Below are 25,753 nucleotides of genomic sequence, written 5' to 3' on the forward strand. Positions count from 1 at the left end.
AACACGTGCCCAATCCGCATGGCAACGCAAACACATTGCGCGCGAGTGCGACGCGTGCAGCAGGGCGTGAAACAGGAAAAAGTGCTTGCGCAACAGTCACTTGTGCGCGGTGCGCGTGGGCGTTGCGCGGCGCCAGGGCGCATCGGTGGGCACCTCGACACTCGCACCGGGCGCGAGGCCCAGCGAAAAAATATCGAGCGAGCCGATCGCGACGCGCACGAGACGCAGGGTCGGAAATCCCACCGCCGCGGTCATGCGCCGTACCTGGCGGTTCTTGCCTTCGCTGATGGCCAGCTCGATCCACGTGGTCGGAATCGCCGCCCGGTAGCGAATGGGCGGCGTGCGGGGCCACAGGAGATCGGCGTCGGCATCGGCGATTTTCTTCACGCGGCACGGCTGCGTCACGAAATCGCCGAGATCCACGCCGCGCTCGAGCGCAGCCAGCGCATCAACGCCCGGCGCGCCTTCGACCTGCGCCCAGTAGCGCTTCACGAGCTTGCGCCGCGGTTCGGCAATGCGCGATTGCAGCGAACCGTCGTCGGTGAGCAGCAGCAGGCCTTCGCTGTCCGCATCGAGACGGCCAGCCGGATAGACGCCCGGCGTCTTGACCCAGTCCGCAAGCGACTGGCGCGTCTCGTGCGGCGAGAACTGGCACATTGTGCCGAACGGTTTGTTGAGGGCGATCAGGCGCATGGCAGATAGAGCAAGCGTATGTAACGGGTCAAGGCGGGAATAAGAGCGCGTCGCGATATTAATGCATAATGAGCCGCGATGAATCGTGAGTCTTATATAAGACATAAGACATCGAGCATGGGGCACAGGCCATGGGATGCGCGAGGGGCGGGTCGTGAGCCTGCCCGCCGCCGCCATGCGCGCGTTGCGGCGCAGCAAGGGCGCGCCGCCGAGCCGGCGGCACGAGCGTTCGGGGCGTGGGCTAGAATAACGTCCAGACCCTGGCGCCGCCCGCCGCATGCAGGCCGCAGGCTTCATGCTGCGAGGGATGCGCGAAAGCGCCGCACGGTAGACGCGCGAGAACTCGAAGCAGCGCGGGCCGGCCGCGCTGCTTCGGCAAGCACGCATGGCAATGGCGCCCGTTCGAGTCCGTCCGGATCGGGCCCGCAGCCGGCGCAACCGTTTTCGATTCAATTCGCGGTCGACAGACCGATCCCCCTACTGGAGTTGATCATGCCGTATCAGCACATTAAGGTCCCGGCGAGCGGTGAGAAGATCACCGTCAATCCGGACTTCTCGCTCAATGTCTCCGATCAGCCGATCATCCCGTACATCGAGGGCGACGGCACCGGCGTCGACATCACGCCGGTCATGCTCAAGGTGGTCGATGCGGCGGTCCAGAAGGCCTACGCGGGCAAGCGCAAGATTCACTGGATGGAGATCTACGCGGGCGAGAAGGCCACGCGCGTGTACGGCCCGGACGTGTGGCTGCCCGACGAGACGCTTGACGTCGTGAAGGACTATGTCGTGTCGATCAAGGGTCCGCTCACGACGCCGGTGGGCGGCGGCATCCGCTCGCTAAACGTGGCGCTGCGCCAGCAACTCGATCTCTATGTGTGTCTGCGTCCGGTGCAGTACTTCAAGGGCGTGCCTTCGCCGGTGCGCGCACCGGAGAAGGTCAACATGGTGATCTTCCGCGAGAACTCGGAAGACATCTACGCGGGCATCGAGTGGCCGGCGGAATCGGAAGGCGCGAAGAAGATCATCAAGTTCCTGCGCGAAGAGATGGGCGTCTCGAAAATCCGCTTCCCGGAAAGCTCGGGCGTGGGCATCAAGCCGGTTTCTCGCGAAGGCACGGAGCGTCTTGTGCGCAAGGCGATCCAGTACGCGATCGACAACGAGCGCCGCTCGGTGACGCTCGTGCACAAGGGCAACATCATGAAGTTCACGGAAGGCGCGTTCCGCGACTACGGCTACGCGCTCGCGCAGAAGGAATTTGCGGCGGAACTCATCGACGGCGGCCCGTGGATGAAGGTCAAGAACCCGAAGACGGGCGGCGACATCGTGATCAAGGACGTGATCGCCGATGCATTCCTTCAGCAGATCCTGCTGCGGCCGGCCGAGTACGACGTGATCGCCACGCTGAATCTGAACGGCGACTACATTTCCGACGCGCTGGCGGCGCAAGTGGGCGGCATCGGCATCGCGCCGGGCGCGAATATGTCGGATTCGGTGGCGATGTTCGAAGCGACGCACGGCACCGCGCCCAAGTATGCGGGCAAGGATTACGTGAATCCGGGTTCCGAGATTCTTTCGGCGGAAATGATGCTGCGTCACCTCGGCTGGACGGAGGCGGCGGATCTCATCATCGCTTCTATGGAGAAGTCGATCCTGCAGAAGCGCGTGACCTATGACTTCGCGCGGCTCATGGAAGGGGCGACGCAGGTGTCCTGCTCGGCTTTCGGGCAGGTGATGATCGACAACATGTAAGCGAATAAGCGAAACTCGGCACGTCCGCACCAGAGATGACCAAACCCCGGCAGACCGAAAAGGCTGTCGGGGTTTGGCTTTTTAGCTTGCCGGAAAACTATCTCGATTTAATTCGCTATGCGAATTTATCAAGAGAAACTCAACTGCTGACTTCAGCGTGCGGCCCTATCACAGGGTTGGCGAGACTTATTCCTACTCGTTTAGGCGCGTAATCTTCTGTCCTTGTACGCCGAGTCCGGCCATGATGCCGGATTGACCGTAAATGAACGCGTAGACGTCGGAGCGTGCGGTGGTGGTGCTGAGGTCCGTGGCCATGCCCGAATCGGCAACGACGACGCTCGGCCCGACGCCGACCGACCAGCCCGCGGAATTATCGAGATACTGCATCGATTGAGGCGTCATGAGGAACATGGCTTCGGAAAAGTTCTGGGCACCTGCCTGCAGACCCCACGAGAGCGCGCTGGAGTTGTAGTAGCCGAGGACTTCGCCTCGAGCCGAGAACAGCACGCCGTTGCCGCCCGAGCCGCCGAACAGGAAACCCGCCTTCAGAACACTTGGGAAGACCAGGATGCCGGCGGACTTCGAGCCAAGCGCTCTTGCGGCCGGCGTGGTTTCGTAAAGCGTATTCAAGGCTTTGCGGGCCGCTTGTTCGAGTTGTGCGCGCGAAGACGCTGCGCTGGTGGCGGAAGTGGGGGAATTCGTGAGGGTGGTCGAGCAAGCGGCTACGAGCAGAGCCGAAAGGAGCGTGGCAATGCGTACGGATCTCAGTGACATGATTAGTGGTGCTCCGTTTTTGTATGGGCAGCGTTCGCCGGAACATTGAACTTTTCCAGACCGGCGAGGCCGCAACGATCTTATCGAGCACATCAGGCGGTTTCCTTGTCGTACTCGCGGATGCGGTACGATCTGGCGCGCGTCACGAGGCGACCGTGCGCTATCATGATGCGCATCAATTGAGTTCATTTGCCGCCTCGCCAAGCATGACAGTCCTGTGCCGTCTCCTCCTCGTTGGGCTGCTTGCGCTCTTCGCCATGAGTGGCGCGAGCGCGTGCGAGTCCGTGCAGCGAGGTGCCGACCTGTCGCCGGTTGCGCTTGCCACGCACCCAATCGTTGCAGCGGGCGATCATTGCAGCGTCGCGGAACACACCAGCCCGCATAGCGGCTGTATTGGCCACGCGAGCGATTGTGCCGTGGGTTGCTGCGTGCATTGCGGCGCGTCGCCTGTCGGAACGCGCGTCGGTGCAGGCCTGCCCGGGCGTTCTCCACGCTTTGCTCTTGCCAGCGCACTGCGCGCCGGTATCACCCACGCGCCTCCGTTACCGCCTCCGATCGCCTGAACGCGGGCACTCCGTGCCTTGACGGAGTCGGCCCGATGCATGCCCGAGGGGCTTCGTCGCGCAACGATGCGCACGCGAAGCCATTGGCCACACGCGCGCCGCGCTGCCATCGCGCGTCGCGTCGTCAGGTGTGTTTGAGGATTTCATCGATGAAACGCAGAACTTTTTTGTCCGGCGCGTTGGGCGCCGCTACGGCGTCGCTGTTTGCGCGCCCGGTATTTGCTCAAGAGAGCGGGCACGCGATGCATGGCATGTCCGGTATGGGGGAGATGGGCGCGATGTCTGGCTCCATGATGCACGCGCAGGCACCGCTTGCGGCCACCGACGCCTTGCCCGCCGGCGCGCCGCTGGCTGCGCTGCGCACGCTGGCCAACGAGAGCCGCGAAGCGGGGCATTTCCGCGCGACGCTGATCGCCCGGCCCGTGGCGCGGCCATTGCTCGCTGGCCAGGCGCCGACCACCTTCTGGCAATACGACGCGGGCGCCGCCGGGAAGCATGACGAGGCCGGCCCCGGGATCGGCCCGATGATCGACGTGCGCGAGGGCGACACCGTCGAGATCCGCTTCGTCAACCGGCTGCCGCAACCGTCCACGATCCACTGGCATGGCCTGCCCGTGCCGCCCGATCAGGACGGCAATCCGATGAACCTCGTGGCGCCGGGCGCCGAGCGCGTCTATCGGTTCACGCTGCCCGAGGGCAGTGCCGGCACCTACTGGTATCACCCGCATCCGCACATGCTCGCGTCCGAGCAGGTGTTTCGCGGGCTCGCGGGCCCGATTGTCGTGCGTGCCGCCGACGACCCGCTTGCCGCCTGGCCCGAGCGCCACGTGTTTGTCTCCGACCTCAAGCTGGCCGCCGATGGCACGATTCCCGCGAACGGCATGATGGACTGGATGAATGGCCGCGAAGGCCAGTTCGTGCTCGTGAACGGCGCACGCGAGCCGCGCATCGAAGTCGTGCGCGACGAGCGCTGGCGTGTCTGGAACGGCTGCAGCGCGCGCTATGTGCAACTTGCGTTCGACGACGGCCGCGCGTTTGCGCACGTCGGCACCGACGGAGGCCTGCTTGCCGCGCCACGCGAGGGGGTGACCTCGCTGCTGCTCGCGCCGGGCGAGCGCGCCGAGCTGATCGTGCGCGCCGGGCGAAGTACGTCGCGTGCACGCCTGATCGCCGCGCAATATGACCGGCGCAAGATGGCGATGTCGCACGGCAGCCTGCCGCCCACGCCATCGATCGCGCTGGCTCAGGTGCAATTCGCGCCGCGTGGCGAGGCGCTGGCGCTGCCTGCGCAATTGCACACGATTGCGCCGTTGGTGCCGGGCGGCACGCCCGCAGCATCGCTCCCGCAAAAATCGGTTGTGTTCAGCGAAGCCATGGACATGCACGCGATGCACCAGCCCGGTGCATCAAAATCGGGGATGCCCCACGGCATGCAATTCATGATCAACGGCGAGACATACGATCCCGAGCGCATCACGCTCACGAGCCGCCGTGGCGAAGTCGAGCAGTGGACGATTGCGAACCGTACGGACATGGACCATCCATTCCATCTGCATGGCACGCAGTTCCAGGTGCTCTCGCGCGAGACGGGCGGAGTGCGTGCGGACGAGCCGTATCTCGCATGGCGCGACACCGTCAATGTGCAGCCTGGCGAAAGCGTGCAGATCGCGACCGTGCAGCACGTCGCGGGCGAGCGCATGTTCCATTGCCACATCCTCGAGCATGAGGACCTCGGCATGATGGGCACGCTGCGCGTGATCTAGCGCACGCATGGTGAAATCCGCGTGAAAGCGGGCGGGCGCGGCATCGAATCAAATGTCTAACGCGCCCGGGCGCCCGCCCAAAAAGAAACCCGGCCGAAGCCGGGTCTCTTTCTCAGGTACGGGTACCGAACAGATCAGGCTGCTGCCTGAATGTTCGATGCCTGTTTACCCTTCGGGCCTTGCACGACCTCGAAGCTCACCTTCTGACCTTCTTTGAGGGTCTTGAAGCCATTCATCTGGATGGCCGAAAAGTGAGCGAACAGATCCTCGCCGCCTTCATCCGGCGTGATGAATCCGAAACCCTTCGCGTCGTTGAACCACTTGACCGTACCGGTTGCCATACCAACTTCCCCTGTAACTCATGTCACTACCACGAGCAGTTCGAAAAGCTAACAGATCGCATGTTGCGACCGCCCCCTCCTCACAAGCTCACCAACGGCATTTTTTCGAAAATAAAGGCGGTTGAAAAAAGTGCCAGCTTGATTGTTGAGGCTCTTTATTCTGCTGTCAAGAATATTTTGAGACGTCGTCTGGCGCGTTGTAAAGAACGCATTTCCAGGGTTTTTCCGGCTTTTCTTGCGCCTCAGTCTGACGGGAATCGCAGCCGGTTGCCGATGCACTCATCGGGTTCGTTTTTTATCCGGAGGAGTTGCGCGAGCTGTCTTGAAAAGTCGCATAATCGACTCACATGGGATGCACTGCAGTACGGAATCTGACGGCATGCGTGCGGACGCCGACAGTCGCTGCCCACCTGCGCGCGCAGGTTGTGCGATACTCGATTCGACGGTGGCCCGAAAGCTGCTGGCACAATGGTTCCAACCGGCCCCGCAGCCGGGCGCCTGGCACAGTGTGGTTTGAAGTGTGGTGTGGGCGAGGCTGATCGAGTCCGGAAAGAGGGGGCTGCGCCGGGATTGTCCGCACGGCGCCGCGGCCCGGTTCACCGGACGGCCGGTCGGGTTTCGGCAGGATTGCGGGCCTGTCCGAGTTGTTTAGAATGGGTGTATGGCGATTATCCCGGACAAGCAGGATTCAACCGTAGTGGAGCGGCAGGAGCAAAAGGTCAAACCGCCCTCCATGTACAAGGTCGTGCTGATGAATGACGATTACACGCCGATGGAATTCGTCGTGATGGTCGTGCAGGAATATTTCAATAAGGACCGCGAGACCGCAACACAGATCATGTTGAAGGTGCATCGCGAGGGCAGGGGCGTTTGTGGGGTCTATACGCGAGATATCGCGTCGACCAAGGTTGAGCAAGTCGTTACCCATGCAAGGCAAGCGGGACATCCGCTGCAGTGTGTGATGGAGGAAGCATGATTGCCCAGGAACTGGAAGTCAGCCTGCACATGGCGTTCATGGAAGCACGTCAGGCGCGGCATGAGTTCATTACGGTCGAGCATCTTTTGCTCGCGCTGCTGGATAACCCAACAGCTGCGGAAGTGCTGCGAGCGTGCGCTGCAAATATCGAAGACCTGCGACAGAACCTGCGCAACTTTATTCACGACAACACCCCTACGGTTCCCGGCACGGACGACGTCGATACGCAGCCGACGCTCGGGTTCCAGCGCGTGATCCAGCGCGCGATCATGCACGTCCAGTCCACTTCCAACGGCAAGAAGGAAGTGACGGGCGCGAACGTGCTGGTCGCGATCTTCGGCGAGAAGGACTCGCACGCGGTGTACTACCTGCAGCAGCAGGGCGTCACGCGTCTGGACGTGGTGAATTTCATTTCGCACGGCATTGCGAAGACCGGCAGCGGCGAAGCCGCCAAGGCCAGCGACGCGAATGCCGAAGCCGAAGACGCGGCAGGCCAGAAGGAAACTCCGCTCGCCCAGTTCACGCAGAATCTGAACCAGATGGCGAAGGACGGCCGCATCGATCCGCTGATCGGGCGCGAGTCGGAAGTCGAGCGCGTGGTGCAGGTGCTGTGCCGGCGCCGCAAGAACAATCCGCTGCTCGTGGGCGAAGCCGGTGTCGGCAAGACCGCGATCGCGGAAGGCCTCGCCTGGCGCATCACGCGCGGCGAAGTGCCGGACATTCTCGCGGATGCCCAGGTCTACTCGCTCGACATGGGCGCGCTGCTGGCGGGCACGAAATATCGCGGCGACTTCGAGCAGCGTCTGAAGACGGTGCTCAAGGAGCTCAAGGAGCGTCCGCACGCGATCCTGTTCATCGACGAGATTCATACGCTGATCGGCGCGGGCGCCGCTTCGGGTGGCACGCTCGATGCGTCGAACCTGCTCAAGCCGGCGCTCTCGTCGGGCACGCTCAAGTGCATCGGCGCGACCACCTTCACGGAATACCGCGGCATCTTCGAAAAGGACGCGGCGCTCTCGCGGCGCTTCCAGAAGGTCGACGTGGTCGAGCCTACGGTCGAGCAGACGGTCGCGATCCTGCGGGGCCTGAAGTCGCGCTTCGAGGAGCACCACGGCGTGAAGTATTCGTCGGGCGCGCTCAATGCGGCGGCTGAGCTTTCGGCACGCTTCATCACCGACCGTCATTTGCCCGACAAGGCGATCGACGTGATCGACGAAGCGGGCGCGGCGCAGCGCATCCTGCCGAAGTCCAAGCAGAAGAAGACCATCGGCAAGAGCGAGATCGAAGAGATCATCTCGAAGATCGCGCGCGTGCCGGCGCAAAGCGTGTCGCAGGACGATCGCAGCAAGCTGCAGACGCTCGACCGCGATCTCAAGGCCGTGGTGTTCGGTCAGGATCCGGCCATCGACGCGCTCGCGGCTTCGATCAAGATGGCGCGCGCGGGTCTGGGCAAGACCGACAAGCCAATCGGTTCGTTCCTGTTCTCGGGCCCGACCGGCGTCGGCAAGACCGAAGTGGCGCGCCAGCTTGCGTTCACGCTCGGCATCGAGCTGATCCGCTTCGACATGTCCGAGTACATGGAGCGCCATGCGGTGAGCCGTCTGATCGGCGCGCCGCCCGGCTATGTGGGGTTCGACCAGGGTGGTCTGCTCACCGAAGCCGTCACGAAGAAGCCGCACTGCGTGCTGCTGCTCGACGAAATCGAGAAGGCGCACCCGGACATCTTCAACGTGCTGCTGCAGGTGATGGACCACGGCACGCTGACCGACAACAACGGCCGCAAGGCGGACTTCCGCAACGTCATCATCATCATGACGACGAACGCGGGCGCCGACACGATGAACAAGTCGACGATCGGATTCACGACCCGGCGCGAGCAGGGCGACGAAATGGCCGACATCAAGCGACTGTTCACGCCCGAGTTCCGCAACCGGCTCGACCAGACGATCAGCTTCCGTGCGCTGGATGAGGAAATCATCATGCGCGTGGTCGACAAGTTCCTCATGCAGCTGGAAGACCAGCTGCATGAGAAGAAGGTCGACGCGCTCTTCACCGACGCGCTGCGCAAGCATCTGGCCAAGCACGGCTTCGACCCGCTCATGGGCGCGCGGCCGATGCAGCGCCTGATCCAGGACACGATCCGCCGTGCGCTCGCCGACGAACTGCTGTTCGGCAAGCTCGTGAGCGGCGGCCGCGTGACCGTGGACGTGGACGAGGAAGACAAGATCCAGCTCACGTTCGACGCGCAGCCGGCGCCGCGCAATCCGGAAGCGGTGGAAGTGGAATAAGCGGCGCGAAAAGCGCGCAAGCGTCAAGGCACGACGGCGTAGCTCAATACGGGCTACGCCGTTTTATTTTGCGGATGAGAGTCAGGAATCCGAAATGATTGGGATCGTTCGTTTCGCGAACCAAAACCGTGGCGCCAGGGCCGACGAGCCGCCGCCAAGTAAAATAGACGTTTATCTCGCCGTCGGCGTTTTCACGATGCGCAGCGCCTCGGTGCGCTCGCGCAAAGCAGGGGTGTAATAGTGGTACCACGTAAATCGGGCGCGTTCGACTCCATCGTCGAGCGCGAGCAGGGGCTGCGACAGGGCTTGTCGGCAGGGCAGATGACGATGATCGCCATCGGCGGTGCGGTAGGCACCGGGCTCTTTCTCGGCAGCGGCTTCGCCATCGGTTTTGCCGGGCCGGGCGTGCTCGTGTCCTACGCCATTGGCGCGCTGATCGCCTTGCTGCTGATGGGCGCGCTGGCCGAGATGACCGTCGCGCATCCCACGTCGGGTTCGTTCGGCGCGTATGCCGAGCACTATATCGGCCCGCTCGCCGGCTTCGTCGTGCGCTACGCGTACTGGTCCGCCTACGTGCTCGCCGTGGGCACCGAAGTCGCGGCCATCGCCATCTACATGAAGTTCTGGTTCCCGCACGTGCCGGGGCTCTACTGGATCGTCGGGTTCTCGGCGGCGCTGATCGTCGTGAACGCCATGAGCGTGCGGGCCTACGGCACCATCGAGTATCTCTTCTCCAGCCTCAAGATTGCTGCCATCGTCGCGTTCATCGTGCTGGGCGCCTGGTTCGTGTGGCGCGCGCCCGCCGCTTCGGGCGTGGGGTTTGCGAACTATACGTCGCACGGCGGCCTGATGCCCAAGGGCTGGTGGGGCGTCTGGGTGGGCACGATAGTTTCGCTTTTCAGCTATCTGGGCGTGGAAACCATCGCGGTTGCCGCTGCAGAAGCCAAGGACCCGGCGCGCGCCGTCACGCGCGCGTTCCGCGCCACGGTGCTGCGCCTCGTGCTGTTCTACCTGCTCACGCTCGCGCTCATGCTGGCCATCGTCCCCTGGACGCAGGCGGGCGGCAACGAGAGCCCGTTCGTGAAGGTGATGGCCGAAACCGGCGTGCCGTACGCGGCGGGCGCGATCAACTTCATCGTGCTCGTGGCGGCGCTCTCGGCCATGAACAGCCAGCTCTACATCACCACGCGCATGATGTTCAGCCTCTCGCGCGCGGGCTACGCGCCGGCGGCGTTCGGGCGTCTTACGCGCCAGGGCGTGCCGACGGCGGCGCTCTCGCTCTCGACCATCGGCATTGCGGTGGCGGCCGTGCTCAACGCGCTTTGGCCGCAGGCGGCGTTCACGCTGATGATGTCGATTGCGATGTTCGGCGCGATGTTCACGTGGTTCATGATCTTCGTGACGCAGCTTTTCTTTCGTGTGCGTCGTGGGCGCGACGCAAGCGCGCCGCTCGAATTCCGCATGTGGGGCTTTCCGTTCACGAGCGTGCTGGGCGCGCTGCTGATGCTCGGCATCCTGGTCGGCACGGCGTTCACGCGCGAATTCCGTATGACGCTGGCGTATGGGCTCGCGTTCCTGGCGGTGCTCGTGGTGGTGTATGCGTTGTGGTATCGCCGGCGGCAACCCGCGGCGCAAACTCAAGGGTCGCTCTAGATCAAGGGTCGCTCCAGGAACAAAAAAGCACGCCGCGGCGTGCTTTTTTGTTCCTGCGAGTGGCGCCCGGGCGGGCGAGGGCTCAGTGCTTGCCCGTGCTGCCAAAACCGCCCGCGCCGCGCTCGCTCTGCTCGAAGTCGTCGACGATGTTGAACTGCGCCTGTACCACCGGCACGATCACGAGCTGCGCGAGGCGCTCCATCGGATTGAGCGTGAACGTGGTGTGGCCGCGGTTCCAGGTGGAGATCATGAGCTCGCCCTGATAGTCGGAGTCGATCAGGCCGACGAGGTTGCCGAGCACGATGCCGTGCTTGTGGCCGAGGCCCGAGCGCGGCAGGATCAACGCGGCGTAGCCGGGGTCGTCCAGATGGATCGCGAGGCCGGTCGGCACGAGCTTCGTTTCGCCGGGTTCGAGCGTGATCGGCGTTTCGAGGCAAGCACGCAGGTCGAGGCCCGCGCTGCCCGGCGTCGCGTAGTGGGGCAGCTGGTCACGCATGCGTTCGTTCAGGATCTTGATGTCGATCTTCATAGGGTTCCGTTGGATTATCGGGTTCGAGGCAACTGAAAGGCCTCGGCGAGAAGTTCGTAGGAGCGCAGGCGTGCCGCATAGCTGCCAGCGACGGTCAGCACGATGAGCTCATCGGCGCGGAAGCTGTCCTCGAGCGCGTGCAGGCGCTCGGCGACGCTCTCGGGCGTGCCGATGATGCTGCGCGGCTTTTCGCGGTCGATCACGAGTTGCTCGCGCTCACCGTATTCCTGTGCGCGGCCCTGTTCGAGGCTCGGAATGGGCGCGTTCAGGCCGTAGGCCATTTGCACGCGGCGCAGGTCGACGGCTTTTTCGAGGTCGGCGGCCTCGGCCTCGGTATCGGCGCAGATCGCGAACACCGCGCACGCCAGATAAGGTTTGGCTTCGTGGCCCGGCTGGAAGTTGTCGTGGTAGGCATTGGCCACCAGGTGCCCGAAGTGCGCGTTGATGAAATGCGCAAACGAGAAACGCAAGCCCAACTGCGCCGCGAGCGTGCCGCCGAAGTCGCTCGAGCCCAGCACCCAGAGCTGCGGGCGCGTGGCGATCTGCGGCTGCAGCACGACGCCGTGCGCGAGGTGGTCGGCAGCGAGCGTCCCGTCCATCAGGCCGACGAGATCCTGCACCTGCTGCGTGAACTGGTCGCCGCGGTTGTACGTGCCCGCCGCGACGGCCTGCGCGGTGCGCATGTCGCCGCCGGGCGCGCGGCCCACGCCCAGGTCGATGCGTCCGGGGAACAACGCTTCGAGCATCATGAATTGCTCGGCGACCTTGAACGGGCTGTAGTAGGGCAGCATGATGCCGCCCGAGCCGATGCGGATGCGTTGGGTCACGCTGCCAAGGCGCGCGAGCAAGACTTCGGGAGCGGGATTGCACACGCCCAGCAGGCCGTGGTGCTCGGCGCACCAGTAGCGCGTGTAGCCGAGGTCGTCGGCGAGCTGCGCGAGTTCGACGGTGGCGGCAATGGCGTCCGCCGCGCTATGCCCGGCGATCACGGGCGACTGGTCCAGCACGGAAAGCAGTGTCATGGCAGTACTGCTCCTTCACTTCGGTCGCGGCGCCGCGCCGGCACGCGAAGGTGCCGGCACAGGCGTCACGAGATGATGCTCGGGTCGGGCAGACGCCGCGCAATCTCGGCGATCAGCGTTTGCGCGAGCGCCTGCTTGGCCGCGCGCGGCAGCGGCGTGCGGCCGCCGGCCTCGAACAGCACGACTTCGTTGTCGTCCCGGCCGAAGGTGAGCGGGCCGAGATTGCCGATGAGCAACGGCACCTTTTTGCGCGCGCGCTTTTCTTCTCCATGCACGTCGAGGTCGCCGCTTTCGGCTGCGAACCCCACGCAATACGGCGGATTCGCAATGGCCGCGACCGAAGCCAGAATGTCGGGGTTCTCGACGAAACTGAACGTCGGCATGCGGTGCTCGGCCGTCTTCTTGATCTTGTGCTCGGCGACGTGATCGACGCGCCAGTCGGCCACCGCGGCCACGCCGATGAAGACATCGGCGTCACTCGCCTCGCGCATCACGGCGTCGTACATCTGCTGCGCGGTCTGCACGTCTTCGCGCCAGACGCCCCACGGCGTGGCCAGCGCGACGGGGCCCGCGACCAGATGCACGTGAGCGCCGGCTTGCTGCGCCGCGCGCGCGAGCGCGAAGCCCATCTTCCCGCTCGAACGGTTCGTGATGCCGCGCACCGGGTCGAGCGGCTCGAAGGTCGGTCCCGCCGTGATCAGCAGCTTGCGGCCCGCAAGGACCTTCGGCGCGAAGAACGCGACGATCGCCTCGTAGGTGGCTTCCGGCTCCAGCATGCGCCCGTCACCGATCTCGCCGCAAGCCTGCGGGCCGGAGTCAGGGCCCAGCGTTTCGATCCCGTCCGCGCGCAGTTGCGCAACGTTGCGCTGCGTGGCCGGGTTGCCCCACATCTGCCGGTTCATGGCCGGCACGACCAGTAGCGGGCAGTCGCGCGCGACGCACAGCGTGGAGAGCAGGTCGTCGGCGAACCCGTGCGCGAGCTTCGCGAGGAAGTCGGTGGAGGCGGGCGCGACGACGATGGCATCCGCGTCGCGCGAGAGGTCGATGTGCGCCATGTTGTTGGGCACGCGGCCGTCCCACTGGCTCGTGTAGACGGGGCGGCCCGAGAGCGCCTGCATCGTGACCGGCGTGATGAACTGCGTGGCCGCCTCGGTCATCACGACTTGCACGGTCGCGCCGGCCTTGGTCAACAGGCGCGTGAGCTCGGCGATCTTGTAGCAGGCGATGCCGCCCGTCATGCCGAGCACGAGGTGGCGCCCGGCCAGCTCGCCGGGGTTTGCAGCGGAGGTGTTCAAGTCAGGTCTCCCCTTTCTCCGAGACACGCAATAGAGACGATCAGCGCGCGCTGCGCACGCGCCGCAATTCGTCGAACACCAGCAGGATGGCGCCAACGGTGATCGCGCTATCGGCAACGTTGAACGCCGGCCAGTGCGACGAACCCAGGTGGAAGTCGAGGAAGTCGATCACATGGCCGTACATCAGGCGGTCGAGCACGTTGCCGAGCGCGCCGCCGAGTATCAGTGCGAGCGCGGTGCAGAACAGCCGCTGCCCCGCGTGGCGCTTGAGCAAATAGCAGATCACCAGCGCCGCGACCACGCCGAGCGCCGTGAATGCCCAGCGCTGCCAGCCGCCCGCCGCGGCGAGGAAGCTGAACGCCGCCCCCTTGTTGTAGACGAGCACGAGGTTGAAGAACGGCGTGATCACGCGGCCTTCGCCGTAGCTGAACACCTTGGAGACGGCGATCTTCGTGAGCTGGTCGGCGAGGATCACGATCACCGCGATGCCGAGCCACGGCACGAGCGTGCCGCGCGCGCCGTTCGACTTCATCTGTTGTTTCGGCAGGGTCGTCTTGGCCATTATGCCGCGCTCCGCGCTTCGCCGTTGCCGAACAAATTGACCACGCAGCGGCCGCACAGGCCCGGGTGCTCCGCGTTCGCGCCGACGTCTTCGCGGTAGTGCCAGCAGCGCTCGCACTTGAGGTACTTCGAGGTGACGACTTCGACGCCTTCGTCGGTTTCGCTGTCCACCTTGACGATCTCGGCCGCCGAGGTGATGAGCACGAACTTGAGGTCGTCACCCAGCGACGCGAGAGCGTCGTAGCGCGCGCCGCTGGCCAGAATGCGCACCTCGGCCTGCAGCGACGAGCCGATCTGGTTCGCCACGCGCGCCTCTTCGAGCGCCTTCGTGACGTTGCCGCGCACGTCGCGCAGGAGCGTCCACTTGGCGATCAGCTCGGGCGCCTGCGCGATGTCCGGGAACGCGTGGAACGTCTCGGTGAAGATGGTCGTGCTTTGCGGCTGGAACACCTTCCAGGCTTCCTCGGCGGTGAAGGAGAGGAACGGCGCGAGGATGCGCAGCAGGCTGTGCGTGATGTGGAAGAGCGCGGTTTGCGCGGCGCGGCGCGCGGCCGAATCCGGCGCGCTCGTGTACAGGCGGTCCTTGAGCACGTCCAGGTAGAAGCCGCCCAGGTCTTCCGAGCAGAACGTCTGGAGCTTGGCCACGACCGGGTGGAACTCGTAGCGGTCGTAGTGGGCCAGCACGTCGCTTTGCAGCGTGTGCGTGAGCGCGACGGCGTAGCGGTCGATTTCGAGCCACTGGTCGGCCGGCAGCGCGTGCTTCTCGAAGTCGAAGTCCGAGAGGTTCGAGAGCAGGAAGCGCAACGTATTGCGGATGCGGCGATAGCCTTCGGTCACGCGCTTGAGAATCTCCTCCGAGATCGCCAGCTCGCCCGAGTAGTCGGTCGACGCAATCCACAGGCGGATGATTTCCGCGCCCAGACGGTTCGCGACCTCATGCGGATCGACGCCGTTGCCGAGCGACTTCGACATCTTGCGGCCTTCGCCGTCGACGGTGAAGCCGTGCGTGAGCAGGGCGTTGTACGGCGGGCAGCCGTCGAGCATGGAGGCCGTCAGCAGCGACGAATGGAACCAGCCGCGGTGCTGGTCCGAGCCTTCCAGATAGAGGTCGGCCGGGAACTGCAGCTCGTCCTTGTGCGAGCCGCGCAGCACGTGCCAGTGCGTCGTGCCCGAATCGAACCACACGTCGAGCGTGTCGCGGTTCTTCTCGTACATGTTCGCGTCGTCGCCGATCAGCTCGCGTGCATCGAGCGTCTGCCACGCTTCGATGCCTTCCTTCTCCACGCGCCTGGCGACTTCCTCGAGCAGCTCCAGCGTGCGCGGATGCAGCTCGCCAGTTTCCTTGTGCACGAAGAACGCCATCGGCACGCCCCATTGGCGCTGGCGCGAGAGCGTCCAGTCGGGGCGGTTCGCGATCATCGAATAAAGGCGCTGCTTGCCCCACGACGGATAGAACGCCGTCGCCTCGATGCCTTCGAGCGCCGTCTCGCGCAGGGTCTTGCCGCCGTCCTTGGGACTGACGTCCATGCCCGCGAACCACTGCGAGGTCGCGCGGTAGATGATGGGCGTCTTGTGGCGCCAGCAGTGCATGTAGCTGTGCAGGTATTTTTCGCTGCGCAGCAGGGTGCCGGAGGCGTCGAGCGCGTCGACGATCTTCGGGTTCGCGGCCCAGATCGTGAGTCCGCCGAACAGGGGCAGCGATTCGATGTAGCGGCCGTCGCCCATCACCGGGCTGATGATGTCGGAGTCGGCCATGCCGTGCGCCTTGCACGACACGAAGTCTTCCACGCCGTAGGCGGGCGCCGAGTGCACGATGCCCGTGCCGGTGTCGGTCGTGACGTAGTCGCCCAGATAGATGGGCGAGGTGCGCTTGTAGCCCGGGTGCGCCGAAGCGAGCGGGTGATGGAAGCGCAGGTTCGCGAGCTTCTCGCCCAGCGTGGTCGCGACGATCGTGCCGGTCAGGCCGAACTCCTTCATGCAGGCTTCGACGCGTTCTTCCGCGAGGATCAAGAGGCCGCGCTCGGTGTCGACGAGCGCGTAGACGATCTCCGGATGCACGTTGAGCGCCTGGTTCGACGGGATGGTCCAGGGCGTGGTGGTCCAGATCACGATGCCGCCTTCCTCGCGCGGCAGGGCGGCGAGGCCGAACGCCTTCGCCGTCTGCTCAGGCTGCGCGAACGGGAACAGCACGTCGATGGTGGGATCGGTCTTGTCCTTGTACTCGACCTCGGCCTCGGCGAGCGCCGAGCCGCAGTCGAAGCACCAGTTCACGGGCTTCAGGCCCCGGAACACATAGCCCTTCTCGATGATCTTCGCGAGCGCGCGGATCTCGCCCGCCTCGTTCGCGAAGTTCATCGTCTTGTACGGGTTGTCCCAGTCGCCGAGGACGCCCAGGCGCTTGAAGCCGGCCTTTTGCGTCTCGATCTGGCCCGCGGCGTACTCGCGCGCCTTCTGCATCACTTCCTGGGCGGGCAGCGACTTGCCGAACTGCTTCTCGATCTGGATTTCGATCGGCATGCCGTGGCAGTCCCAGCCCGGCACGTAGACCGCGTCGTAGCCCGCGAGATTGCGCGCCTTGACGATCATGTCCTTCAGGATCTTGTTGACCGCGTGGCCGAGGTGGATGTCGCCGTTCGCATACGGCGGGCCGTCATGCAGGATGAACTTCTTGCGGCCCTTCGAGGCCTCGCGGATCTGCTTGTAGACCCCTTTGTCTTCCCACTCCTTGACCCATTGCGGCTCGCGCTTGGGCAGGTCGCCGCGCATCGGGAACGGGGTGTCCAGAAGATTGACGGGGTACTTCGATTCGGACTTCTGCGCGGCTTTGCCGGAGGATGCTTTCTTGTCGCTCATGGTGAGATCACTTGGAATTCGGAGGATGCTCGGCGTCAGCATTGCGGCGTTGCCGCGCAACCGTCGCCTCGGGCGCCGCATGCGATGCAATTCGCTCGCGACGCCAAGGGGCGGGGCAGCCCGCGCAACGCTCGCCAATCTCGAGCGCGCGGGCCGCAGTTCACCTAATTCGGTCGGTGGCCGAGGTGGCGAAGCCGGTGGAGCGGCTACCGGTTACATCAGTGCCCGCGGCGGCGAACCAGGCGCGGGTGTTCGCCACGTCGCGCGCGATCGCGGCGGTGAGCGTTTCGAGGTCGGCGAACTTCTCCTCGTCGCGCAACTTCTTGAGGAACTCGACGCGCACGAGCTTGCCGTAGGCGTCGCCGTGCCAGTCGAGCAGATGCACTTCGAGCAGCACGCGGCCCGAATCGTCCACCGTCGGGCGCAAGCCGAGGCTCGCGACGCCAGGCAGCGGATGGTCGGCGATGCCATGCACCAGCACGACGAAGATGCCCTTGAGCGCCGGGCGCTTGTGGCCGATCGGCAGGTTCAGCGTGGGAAAGCCCAGATCGCGGCCGAGCTTCAGGCCGTGCGTGACGTGCCCGCTGATCGCGTAGCCGCGCCCGAGCGCGGCGCGAGCGGCGTCCAGGTCGCCCGCCTGCAACTGGGTGCGCACGGCGGAGCTCGAGATGCGCACGCCCGAGGGGTCGGCCACGGTCGCCATCTGCTCGACTTCGAAGCCGTGCTCGCGGCCCGCGGCCTGCAGCGAGGCAAAGTCGCCCGCGCGTTTCGCGCCATAGCGGAAGTCGTCGCCGATCATCATCCAGCGTGAGTGCAGGCCGCCCACGATGATGCGCTCGACGAACGCATCGGGCGACTGGCTCGCGAACGTGTGGTTGAAGTGCTCGACCACGACGCGGTCCACGCCGTTCTCGCGCAGCGCCTCGAGCTTGTCGCGCAGCATGGCGATGCGCGGCGGGGCGCTGGCCGGATTGAAGAACTCGCGCGGATGCGGCTCGAAGGTCATCACGCAGACGGGCAGGCCGCGCGCGTCGGCGGCTTCGCGCACGCGCGCGAGCAATGCCTGATGCCCGCGGTGGACACCGTCGAAGTTGCCGATGGTGAGCGCGCAGGGCGCTCGGCTTTCGGCGTTGGGAAGACCGCGGAAGACTCTCACGATAGCGGAACCTGGAGGAACCTGAGGGAACCTGGAAAAGTGCGCGCGGGCCATGCGCGCCGATCGAGACCGGTTACGCGGCCACGGCCGCGACTAAACAGGAGATTATAAACGCACGGGGCGACGATCGCCGCCGCGCGAGCGTCGGACGCCTTCCCCGATGATAAAATCCGCGGATGAAAAATCTCGTCATTCTGATTTCGGGGCGGGGCAGCAACATGGAGGCCATTGTGCGCGCGTGCGCGCACGAAGCCTGGCCGGCGCGTGTCGCCGCCGTGATTGCCAACCGTCCCGACGCCGCGGGCCTTGCGTTTGCGGCGTCGCATGGTATTGCCACGGCGGTCGTCGACCACCGCCAGTATCCCGATCGCGCCTCCTTTGACTCCGCGCTCGCCCAGGCGATCGACAGCCATGCGCCGGACCTCGTCGTGCTCGCGGGCTTCATGCGCGTGCTGACCGAGGGCTTCGTGCAGCATTATTCGGGTCGCATGCTTAATATTCATCCTTCGCTGCTGCCGAGCTTCCCGGGCTTGAAAACGCACGAGAAGGCGCTCGATGCGGGCTGCCGCGTGCATGGCGCGACGGTCCATTTTGTCACGCCGACGCTCGATCATGGCCCGATCGTCGTGCAGTCGGTCGTGCCCGTGCGCACGGGCGACGACGCCGCGGCGCTCGCCGCGCGCGTGCTCAAGACCGAACATGTGATTTATCCGCGGGCGGTGCGCTGGTTCGTCGAAGGGCGCCTCGCGCTCGACGGCGAGCGCGTGACGCTCACACCGACCGAGCCGCAGTGGCTCTTCCTTGACGATATGAACGCGAACGCACAAACCGCCGGGGAGGGCGCATGAGGCTGCATGGTTTCCTGATTGGACAGACCGAGACGTTGCTTGCCGACGTCCTCAAGTTCACGGGTCCCGCCGACGCGGTGACGAGCCGCTTCTTCCGCGAGCACCCGAAGCTCGGCCATGCCGAGCGCGGCGTGATCGCCGAGGCGGTATTCGCCGTGCTGCGCCGGCGCATGGAGTTCGCGCACCTGGCCGAGAGCGGCACCGGCAGCCCGACGCGGCGCCTCACGCTGCTCGGCCTGATGGCCACCGCTGGCCGTTCGGCCATCCGTCCGTTCGTCTCCGACGCCGAGGCCAACTGGCTCGAGCACGTCGCGAAGATCGATCCGGCGAGCCTGCCGCAGCGCGTGCAGCTCAATTTGCCCGAGTGGATCGTGAAGGCGCTGGAAACGCGCTTCGACGCCGCCGAACTCGCTCAGTTGGCCGCCGCGCTGAACTATCCCGCGCCGCTCGACCTGCGCGCGAACCCGATCAAAGCCAATCGTGATGAACTCCTGCGCGCACTGGCCGAGTCGGGCATCGAAGCCGGCGAGACGCCGTTCGCGCCGTTCGGCGTGCGCGTGGCGGGCAAGCCCGCGCTCTCCAAGCTCGACGCGTTCAAGGACGGCTGGTTCGAGGTGCAGGACGAAGGCAGCCAGCTGCTGTGTTCGCTGGTCGCGCCGCGCCGCGGCGAAATGGTGGTGGACTTCTGTGCGGGCGCGGGCGGCAAGACGCTGGCGCTCGGCGCGATGATGCGCTCGACGGGCCGCCTCTATGCGTTCGACGTTTCCGAGCGACGCCTCGCGAAGCTCAAGCCGCGCCTTGCGCGCAGTGGCCTGTCGAACGTGAATCCGGTGCTGATCGATAGCGAGCACGATGCCAAGATCAAGCGCCTGATCGGCAAGATCGACCGCGTACTGGTGGATGCGCCGTGCTCGGGCCTCGGCACCTTGCGGCGCAACCCTGACCTCAAGTGGCGTCAGTCGCCGGAATCGATTGTTGAGCTCGCGCCCAAGCAGCTTTCGATTCTCACGAGCGCAGCGCGCCTGCTCAAGCGTGGCGGCCGTCTCGTCTACGCGACCTGCAGCATTCTCGAAGCCGAGAACGAAGCGGTCGTGAAGCAGTTTCTCGAGGCGCACCCCGACTTCGTGCTGGTGAGCGCGCGCGAGGCGCTCGCGGACCAGCGCGTGGGCCTCGACACCGGCGAGTACCTGTCGATGTGGCCGCACCGCCATGCGACAGACGGCTTCTTTGCCGCCGTGCTGGAGCGCCGCGGCGAGGCGCAGCCCAAGACGAAGAAGGCAGGCGCCGCCACGACGCCGGAAGAGGCCACCGCGCAGAGCGAGGCAGCCGACGCCATCGCGAAGGCGCAGGAGTCCGAAGCAGCCGAGCCGGACGCAGCGCTCGAATAAGCGAGCGGCTGTGGCCAAAAGCGCGGGGCCGTCCGGTGGAGCCGGACGGCCCCGCGTCGCATTGAGGGCGCTGCAGGGTGCTTTTTGCGGTATTCCTTGAGCGGCATGCGTGGCGAGGCGTGAGGTCGAGCGGTTACGATCAGCGCCTCATTTGCACCGTCGCCGCACCGCATGAACGGTAATCTTTCGTCCCTGATCCATCGCGCCGTTTCGCTTTTTGTGCTGCCGCAGACGCGTTGGCAGCTCCTGATCATCGGCGGGCTGCTCGTCGTCGCCTGGATGCTGGCTTTGCTGGCGCGGCGCTCTATCCGGCGGCGTCTGGAGTTGTTGCAGCGCGACGTGCGCCACTTCGGGGCGGAAAGCCTTTACCGGGCCATTTTCTGGCTATGCGCCGCCGCACTGATCTGGCCGGTCAGGCATGTCGCGAGACCGTTCATGCCGACGACGCTGCTCGATATCGCGCTGGTGCCGGTCGTCGGCATCGGCCTCATCTATCTGGCGTTCTTTCTCTTGCGCGGGGTGTTCGGCCGCGACAAGCGCACGCACAGGCTGCTCGCGGTAAGCGAAGGCATCACGACCATCGTCGTGTGGATCGGCGTGGTGCTGCGGGTGCTGGACCTCGACGACGACGTTTTGCGCTGGTCGGCCAACGTCCAGATCACCGTCGGCCAGACGCATTTCACGTTGCTGGCAGTCGCTCAGGCCGTGCTCTCCGTGAGCGTGATGCTCATTCTGGCCCTTTGGCTCGGAATCGCCTTCGAGGACCGCATCATGCGCTCGCCGAAGCTCGATGCCAATCTGAAGGTGTTTTCGATTCGCATCGGCCGCGGCGCATTCGTGTTGACGGCAGTCGTGATGAGCCTGTCGATGGTCGGCATCGACCTGACCGTGCTCGGTGTGTTCAGCGGCGCGCTTGGCGTGGGCCTCGGTTTCGGGCTGCAGAAAATCGCCAGCAACTATGTGTCGGGTTTCATCGTGCTGGCGGACCGGTCGTTGCGTATTGGCGACACCATCAGTGTGGGCGGCATTCAGGGCCGGGTCACGCAGATTCGCCGCCGTTATACGGTCGTGCGCAGTTTCGATGGCATCGAGACGTTGATTCCCAACGAAAAGTTGATCACCGATGTCGTGCAGAACCACTCGTCCTACTTGACGCGGGGCTACGCGAAGCTGACCGTTCGGGTGGCGTACGCGTCGGACATCGAGCTAGCGCTGCAATTGCTCGCGCGCGCCGCGCAAGGCGTCGACCGGGTATGCGCCGACCCTGTGCCGACAGCCTCGCTGGTCGAGTTCGGAAGCGACGGCGCGCAGCTGGAACTGGCGTTCTGGATCGAGGATGCGGCGATCGGCACGACCGGCGTGCGTTCGGACGTGAATCGCAACGTGTGGCGGCTATTCGGCGAACACGGGGTGGCCATCCCGCCGGCGCAGCGCGATGTACGGCTCGTCGGCCAGGCGGTGCCCGTTGCCGAGCGGGCTGCCCTGGCGACTTAAGGTCAGGTTAAGGCGTAGCTGCCATTCTGGCAGTGTCGCCAGGTGGCGAAAGGCGAGGTGGGGCCTGAACGCACAAAAAATGTGCGAGCAAGTGTGGCAAACCGCCTCAAAAATGCGTCCGGAGATTGACGCCGCCGCAATTTGGGGAAAAAATCTCCATTTGTTACAAACACTTGGAACGGTTCTAGTAGAATGCCGTCCAACCTCTCCTGGTCGCTTTCATTTTCTTGACGTCAGCGCAGCGCTGAAAGGCCGGCGCGCTTCGTTTCACGGGTAAATACCTTGTTGAATTCCCTGCTTGATTTCCTTGCCCACGGGATGCTGCATTTCTCGTGGTGGCAGATCCTGCTGTTCGTGGCCGTGGCCACCCACATCACGATCATCGGCGTGACGGTGTATCTGCACCGCTGCCAGGCGCACCGCGCGCTCGATCTGCACCCGATCGCCAGCCACTTCTTCCGTTTCTGGCTGTGGATGACCACGGGCATGCTCACGGGCCAGTGGGCCGCCATTCACCGCAAGCACCACGCCAAGTGCGAGACCGAAGAAGATCCGCACAGCCCGCAAACGCGCGGCATCTGGAAGGTGCTGCTCGAAGGCGCCGAACTCTATCGCGCCGAAGCGAAGAACGAAGAGACGCTGCGCCGTTTCAGCCACGGCACGCCCAACGACTGGATGGAGCGCAACGTCTACACGCGCTACCCGATCCTCGGCGTGAGCATCATGATGGTGATCGATGTCGCGCTGTTCGGCGTGGTCGGTCTCTCCGTGTGGGCCGTGCAAATGGCTTGGATCCCGTTCTGGGCCGCCGGCGTCGTGAACGGCCTGGGCCACTTCTGGGGCTATCGCAACTTCAATTCGTCGGATGCGAGCACGAACCTCCTGCCGTTCGGCATCATCATCGGTGGCGAGGAGCTGCATAACAACCACCACACCTTCGCGACTTCCGCGAAGCTCTCGAACAAGTGGTACGAGTTCGACATCGGCTGGATGTACATCCGCATGATGCAGGCCGTCGGTCTCGCGAAGGTCAAGAAGGTCGCGCCCACGCCGCGTCTCACCAAGGGCAAGCTCGTGCCCGACCACGAGACGCTCCAGGCCGTGCTCTCGAACCGCTATGAAGTGATGGCGCGTTACGGCAAGGCTGTGAAGCAGGCGTATCGTCAGGAGCTCGCGCATCTGAAGGAAGTGGGCGAGCGCGAGAAGTACAAGGTCATGCGCGGCGCGCGCAAGTGGTTCGACAAGGAAGAAGCCAGCCTGAACGAGCCGCAAAAGCGCCAGTTGCCGCAGATCTTCGCGAACAGCCAGAAGCTGCGCACGTACATCGAGTTGCGCAACGAGCTCGCGGCCATCTGGGAGCGTTCGAGCGCCTCGCGCGAACAACTGCTCACGCAGCTCCAGGATTGGTGCCACCGTGCCGAGCAAAGCGGCATCAAGGCGCTCCAGGAATTCGCGTCGCGTCTGCGCCGCTACGCCTGATTCTCTGGATTCGCAGGTTCGCGGCGGCCAATGTGCCCTGCGTGAATCTCGAAAAAATCCATTAGAATCCAGGTACGTCACAAAACCCCGCGCTGGCGGGGTTTTTCTTTTGGGGCCGCGGAAAAGCCGGTGTCATGCACCGATCTGGAGCCGCGGCGATCGGCAGGGCTGCAACTAGAGCATGGGGCCAGAGTAACGTGCTAAAGCACGAACTCCGGCCGACAGAGGAGATCATGAGTCAGGCAATCAGGAAGGTCGAATACGACCGGCCGCAGGGTGCCGTCTGCAGCGTCGGACAGGCGTGGGCGAAGGTGCCCGACGCACCTGGCGCGGCAGAGCGCGTTGCATTGAAGGAGCGCATTCGCGCGTTGCTCAAGCGCGAAAAGGCGGTGCTCGTCGCGCACTATTATGTCGATCCTGAATTGCAGGAGCTGGCGGACGAAACGGGTGGCTGCGTGGCCGATTCGCTCGAGATGGCGCGCTTCGGCCGCGATCACGAGGCGCAGACGCTCGTCGTGGCGGGCGTGCGCTTCATGGGCGAGACCGCCAAGATCCTGAGCCCGAACAAGCGCATCCTGATGCCGGACCTCGACGCGACCTGCTCGCTCGACCTCGGTTGTCCCGTCGACGAGTTCTCCGCATTCTGCGACGCGCATCCCGATCGCACCGTGGTGGTCTACGCGAACACCAGCGCCGCCGTGAAGGCGCGCGCGGATTGGATGGTCACTTCGTCGATCGGTCTGGAGATCGTGGCCGATCTTCACGCGAAGGGCGAAAAGATCCTCTGGGCGCCGGACCGCCATCTGGGCAACTACATCCAGAAGAAGACCGGCGCCGACATGCTGCTGTGGCAGGGCTCGTGCCTCGTGCACGACGAGTTCAAGGGCATCGAACTCGATCTGCTGCGCGCCGAGTATCCGGACGCCAAGGTGCTCGTGCATCCCGAATCGCCCGAGGCCGTGGTCGCGCTGGCGGACGTGGTCGGCTCGACCACGCAGTTGATCGACGCCGCGGTGAAGCTCGACGCGCAGCGCTTCATCGTCGCGACCGATCTTGGCATCCTGCACAAGATGCGGCTCGCGGCGCCGGGCAAGACCTTCATCGAGGCGCCCACAGCCGGCAACAGCGCGACCTGCAAGAGCTGCGCACATTGCCCGTGGATGGCCATGAACGGTCTCGGAAATCTCGTCGACGTGCTCGAGCGCGGCCACAACGAGATCTTCGTCGACGCTGCGATTGGCGAGCGGGCGCGTCTGCCGATCGACCGCATGCTCGCCTTCGCGGCCGAGCACAAGCGCCGCGTGCAGGCGAGCGGCGACCTCGCGCGCGACACCGCGCTGTTCTCGCAGGTGGGGGCGGCCTGATGACGAATTTGAAGGAAGGCGCGCGGGAGTTGCGCGCAGCGGACGCCGTCGCGCCCGTGCTCGAGGAAGTGCGCGCGCAGTACGGCGCGGCGTTCGACGCCGCGATCGTGCGCAACGTGGCGGATGCACTCGAGGAGGATGTCGGGCCCGTCGACCAGACGGGCCGCCTCGTGAGCGCGAACGAAGTGCGCGATGCGCGCATCCTCGTGCGCGAGGACGCGGTGTTGTGCGGCGTGCTGTGGTTCGATGGCGTGGTCAAGCGCGTCGATCCGCGCATCGAGGTGCGCTGGCACTATCGCGAGGGCGAACGCATGGCGGCGGACACCATCGTGTGCTCGCTGCGCGGCCCGGCGCGCTCGCTCCTCACGGCCGAGCGCAATGCGATGAATTTTCTGCAGCTGCTCTCGGGCGTGGCGAGCGTGACGCGCCGCTACGTCGACATGATTGCTCATACGCAGGCGCGCATCCTCGATACGCGCAAGACGCTGCCCGGCCTGCGCCTCGCGCAGAAGTACGCGGTGCGTGTGGGCGGCGGCGCCAACCAGCGGCTCGCGCTATACGACGGCATCCTGATCAAGGAAAACCATATCGCGGCGGCGGGCGGTGTCGGCGCCGCGATGGATGCGGCGATCGCCCTCGATGCTGGCGTGCCGATTCAGATCGAAGTCGAGACGCTCGAACAGCTCGATGCGGCGCTCGTGCATGGCGCGAAGTCGGTGCTGCTCGACAACTTCTCGTTCGAGATGATGCGCGAGGCGGTCAAGCGCACGGCGGGTCGCGCGGTGCTCGAAGTCTCGGGCGGCGTGAACTTCGACACGGTGCGCACGATTGCGGAAACGGGCGTGGACCGCGTCTCGATCGGCGCGCTGACCAAGGACGTGCGGGCCACGGACTACTCGATGCGGATCGTCTGAGCACGCTGCGTTTGACGTGCTGAATGCGCAAAGGCCGCCTCGCGAGAGGC

21 protein-coding genes are annotated in these 25,753 nt (G+C 65.0%); 12 read left to right on the forward strand and 9 right to left on the reverse strand.

The genetic code is table 11. From position 1 onward, the window contains the following. Window positions 1-96: 96 nt before the first annotated feature. A complete protein-coding gene (locus EYW47_RS08675) occupies window positions 97-693 on the reverse strand; it encodes a pseudouridine synthase (protein WP_133194459.1) in 597 nt (198 codons plus the stop codon). Between the two features lie 492 nt (window positions 694-1,185). Between EYW47_RS08675 and icd the strand changes: the two genes are divergently transcribed. Further along, window positions 1,186-2,442 carry an NADP-dependent isocitrate dehydrogenase gene (icd, locus tag EYW47_RS08680; RefSeq protein WP_133194460.1) on the forward strand — a complete coding sequence of 419 codons (1,257 nt, stop codon included), beginning with the start codon at window positions 1,186-1,188 and terminating at the stop codon, window positions 2,440-2,442. A 192-nt stretch (window positions 2,443-2,634) separates the two neighbouring features. Here the strand turns inward: icd and EYW47_RS08685 are convergent, their stop codons facing one another. Beyond that, complete coding sequence (locus EYW47_RS08685) at window positions 2,635-3,216, reverse strand: lipid-binding SYLF domain-containing protein (RefSeq protein WP_133194461.1); 582 nt, start codon at window positions 3,214-3,216, stop codon at window positions 2,635-2,637. Between the two features lie 712 nt (window positions 3,217-3,928). Between EYW47_RS08685 and EYW47_RS08690 the strand changes: the two genes are divergently transcribed. After that, window positions 3,929-5,542, forward strand: coding sequence for a multicopper oxidase family protein (locus tag EYW47_RS08690; RefSeq protein WP_133194462.1), 1,614 nt, complete (start codon window positions 3,929-3,931; stop codon window positions 5,540-5,542). A gap of 134 nt (window positions 5,543-5,676) precedes the next feature. Here the strand turns inward: EYW47_RS08690 and cspD are convergent, their stop codons facing one another. Continuing rightward, window positions 5,677-5,883 (reverse strand): cold shock domain-containing protein CspD, encoded by a 207-nt coding sequence (gene cspD, locus EYW47_RS08695; protein WP_017776809.1) that lies wholly within the window; start codon window positions 5,881-5,883, stop codon window positions 5,677-5,679. Between the two features lie 661 nt (window positions 5,884-6,544). Between cspD and clpS the strand changes: the two genes are divergently transcribed. From clpS to EYW47_RS08710, 4 genes are all read left to right on the forward strand, one after another. Continuing rightward, on the forward strand, window positions 6,545-6,859 hold the full coding sequence (gene clpS, locus EYW47_RS08700) for an ATP-dependent Clp protease adapter ClpS (RefSeq protein ID WP_028205276.1): 315 nt from the start codon (window positions 6,545-6,547) through the stop codon (window positions 6,857-6,859). Beyond that, the gene (gene clpA, locus EYW47_RS08705) at window positions 6,856-9,147 is read left to right on the forward strand and encodes an ATP-dependent Clp protease ATP-binding subunit ClpA (RefSeq protein ID WP_133194463.1); all 2,292 of its coding nucleotides are present in this window, start codon (window positions 6,856-6,858) and stop codon (window positions 9,145-9,147) included. Before clpS ends, clpA begins: the two co-directional genes overlap by 4 nt. Before the next feature lie 94 nt (window positions 9,148-9,241). Continuing rightward, window positions 9,242-9,385 (forward strand): hypothetical protein, encoded by a 144-nt coding sequence (locus EYW47_RS40800; protein ID WP_165976517.1) that lies wholly within the window; start codon window positions 9,242-9,244, stop codon window positions 9,383-9,385. Window positions 9,386-9,387: 2 nt separating this feature from the next. Further along, window positions 9,388-10,800: an amino acid permease gene (locus EYW47_RS08710; protein WP_240763610.1), complete on the forward strand. Its 1,413-nt coding sequence runs from the start codon at window positions 9,388-9,390 to the stop codon at window positions 10,798-10,800. Window positions 10,801-10,882: 82 nt separating this feature from the next. Here the strand turns inward: EYW47_RS08710 and dut are convergent, their stop codons facing one another. The 6 genes from dut to EYW47_RS08740 form a co-directional block, all read right to left on the reverse strand. Further along, window positions 10,883-11,329 (reverse strand): dUTP diphosphatase, encoded by a 447-nt coding sequence (gene dut, locus EYW47_RS08715; RefSeq protein ID WP_133194464.1) that lies wholly within the window; start codon window positions 11,327-11,329, stop codon window positions 10,883-10,885. 14 nt (window positions 11,330-11,343) lie between these two features. Next, window positions 11,344-12,351: an LLM class flavin-dependent oxidoreductase gene (locus EYW47_RS08720; RefSeq protein ID WP_133194465.1), complete on the reverse strand. Its 1,008-nt coding sequence runs from the start codon at window positions 12,349-12,351 to the stop codon at window positions 11,344-11,346. A 65-nt stretch (window positions 12,352-12,416) separates the two neighbouring features. Then, entirely contained in the window at window positions 12,417-13,646 is a 1,230-nt protein-coding gene (coaBC, locus tag EYW47_RS08725; RefSeq protein WP_276322935.1) for a bifunctional phosphopantothenoylcysteine decarboxylase/phosphopantothenate--cysteine ligase CoaBC, read from the reverse strand. 40 nt (window positions 13,647-13,686) lie between these two features. Next, on the reverse strand, window positions 13,687-14,208 hold the full coding sequence (gene lspA / locus EYW47_RS08730) for a signal peptidase II (RefSeq protein WP_133194466.1): 522 nt from the start codon (window positions 14,206-14,208) through the stop codon (window positions 13,687-13,689). Then, window positions 14,208-17,060, reverse strand: coding sequence for an isoleucine--tRNA ligase (gene ileS, locus EYW47_RS08735; RefSeq protein ID WP_133194467.1), 2,853 nt, complete (start codon window positions 17,058-17,060; stop codon window positions 14,208-14,210). The genes lspA and ileS overlap by 1 nt, the downstream gene beginning before the upstream one ends. Window positions 17,061-17,220: 160 nt before the next feature. Then, window positions 17,221-18,216, reverse strand: a complete 996-nt coding sequence (locus EYW47_RS08740; RefSeq protein ID WP_133194468.1) for a bifunctional riboflavin kinase/FAD synthetase — start codon at window positions 18,214-18,216, stop codon at window positions 17,221-17,223. A gap of 176 nt (window positions 18,217-18,392) precedes the next feature. Between EYW47_RS08740 and purN the strand changes: the two genes are divergently transcribed. The 6 genes from purN to nadC all read left to right on the forward strand — a co-directional run bounded on the left by purN (window position 18,393) and on the right by nadC (window position 25,703). After that, window positions 18,393-19,064, forward strand: coding sequence for a phosphoribosylglycinamide formyltransferase (gene purN, locus EYW47_RS08745; RefSeq protein WP_133194469.1), 672 nt, complete (start codon window positions 18,393-18,395; stop codon window positions 19,062-19,064). Further along, entirely contained in the window at window positions 19,061-20,452 is a 1,392-nt protein-coding gene (locus tag EYW47_RS08750; protein WP_133194470.1) for an RsmB/NOP family class I SAM-dependent RNA methyltransferase, read from the forward strand. Before purN ends, EYW47_RS08750 begins: the two co-directional genes overlap by 4 nt. A 171-nt stretch (window positions 20,453-20,623) precedes the next feature. Continuing rightward, complete coding sequence (locus EYW47_RS08755) at window positions 20,624-21,946, forward strand: mechanosensitive ion channel family protein (protein ID WP_133194471.1); 1,323 nt, start codon at window positions 20,624-20,626, stop codon at window positions 21,944-21,946. Window positions 21,947-22,228: 282 nt separating this feature from the next. After that, window positions 22,229-23,425 carry a DesA family fatty acid desaturase gene (locus EYW47_RS08760; RefSeq protein ID WP_133194472.1) on the forward strand — a complete coding sequence of 399 codons (1,197 nt, stop codon included), beginning with the start codon at window positions 22,229-22,231 and terminating at the stop codon, window positions 23,423-23,425. Window positions 23,426-23,658: 233 nt separating this feature from the next. After that, window positions 23,659-24,789 (forward strand): quinolinate synthase NadA, encoded by a 1,131-nt coding sequence (nadA, locus tag EYW47_RS08765; protein WP_133194473.1) that lies wholly within the window; start codon window positions 23,659-23,661, stop codon window positions 24,787-24,789. Continuing rightward, entirely contained in the window at window positions 24,789-25,703 is a 915-nt protein-coding gene (gene nadC / locus EYW47_RS08770; RefSeq protein WP_133194474.1) for a carboxylating nicotinate-nucleotide diphosphorylase, read from the forward strand. Before nadA ends, nadC begins: the two co-directional genes overlap by 1 nt. Window positions 25,704-25,753: the final 50 nt, after the last annotated feature.

Origin of the sequence: Paraburkholderia silviterrae, from assembly GCF_004353915.1 — a bacterium.
Taxonomy (GTDB): domain Bacteria; phylum Pseudomonadota; class Gammaproteobacteria; order Burkholderiales; family Burkholderiaceae; genus Paraburkholderia; species Paraburkholderia silviterrae.

What these genes read in the sequence shown, in the direction of transcription:
- EYW47_RS08675 (WP_133194459.1), bottom strand. Translation starts at nt 693, where the DNA reads ATGCGCCTGATCGCCCTCAACAAACCGTTCGGCACAATGTGCCAGTTC.
- icd (WP_133194460.1), top strand. Translation starts at nt 1,186, where the DNA reads ATGCCGTATCAGCACATTAAGGTCCCGGCGAGCGGTGAGAAGATCACC.
- EYW47_RS08685 (WP_133194461.1), bottom strand. Translation starts at nt 3,216, where the DNA reads ATGTCACTGAGATCCGTACGCATTGCCACGCTCCTTTCGGCTCTGCTC.
- EYW47_RS08690 (WP_133194462.1), top strand. Translation starts at nt 3,929, where the DNA reads ATGAAACGCAGAACTTTTTTGTCCGGCGCGTTGGGCGCCGCTACGGCG.
- cspD (WP_017776809.1), bottom strand. Translation starts at nt 5,883, where the DNA reads ATGGCAACCGGTACGGTCAAGTGGTTCAACGACGCGAAGGGTTTCGGA.
- clpS (WP_028205276.1), top strand. Translation starts at nt 6,545, where the DNA reads ATGGCGATTATCCCGGACAAGCAGGATTCAACCGTAGTGGAGCGGCAG.
- clpA (WP_133194463.1), top strand. Translation starts at nt 6,856, where the DNA reads ATGATTGCCCAGGAACTGGAAGTCAGCCTGCACATGGCGTTCATGGAA.
- EYW47_RS40800 (WP_165976517.1), top strand. Translation starts at nt 9,242, where the DNA reads ATGATTGGGATCGTTCGTTTCGCGAACCAAAACCGTGGCGCCAGGGCC.
- dut (WP_133194464.1), bottom strand. Translation starts at nt 11,329, where the DNA reads ATGAAGATCGACATCAAGATCCTGAACGAACGCATGCGTGACCAGCTG.
- EYW47_RS08720 (WP_133194465.1), bottom strand. Translation starts at nt 12,351, where the DNA reads ATGACACTGCTTTCCGTGCTGGACCAGTCGCCCGTGATCGCCGGGCAT.
- lspA (WP_133194466.1), bottom strand. Translation starts at nt 14,208, where the DNA reads ATGGCCAAGACGACCCTGCCGAAACAACAGATGAAGTCGAACGGCGCG.
- ileS (WP_133194467.1), bottom strand. Translation starts at nt 17,060, where the DNA reads ATGAGCGACAAGAAAGCATCCTCCGGCAAAGCCGCGCAGAAGTCCGAA.
- purN (WP_133194469.1), top strand. Translation starts at nt 18,393, where the DNA reads ATGAAAAATCTCGTCATTCTGATTTCGGGGCGGGGCAGCAACATGGAG.
- EYW47_RS08750 (WP_133194470.1), top strand. Translation starts at nt 19,061, where the DNA reads ATGAGGCTGCATGGTTTCCTGATTGGACAGACCGAGACGTTGCTTGCC.
- EYW47_RS08755 (WP_133194471.1), top strand. Translation starts at nt 20,624, where the DNA reads ATGAACGGTAATCTTTCGTCCCTGATCCATCGCGCCGTTTCGCTTTTT.
- nadA (WP_133194473.1), top strand. Translation starts at nt 23,659, where the DNA reads ATGAGTCAGGCAATCAGGAAGGTCGAATACGACCGGCCGCAGGGTGCC.
- nadC (WP_133194474.1), top strand. Translation starts at nt 24,789, where the DNA reads ATGACGAATTTGAAGGAAGGCGCGCGGGAGTTGCGCGCAGCGGACGCC.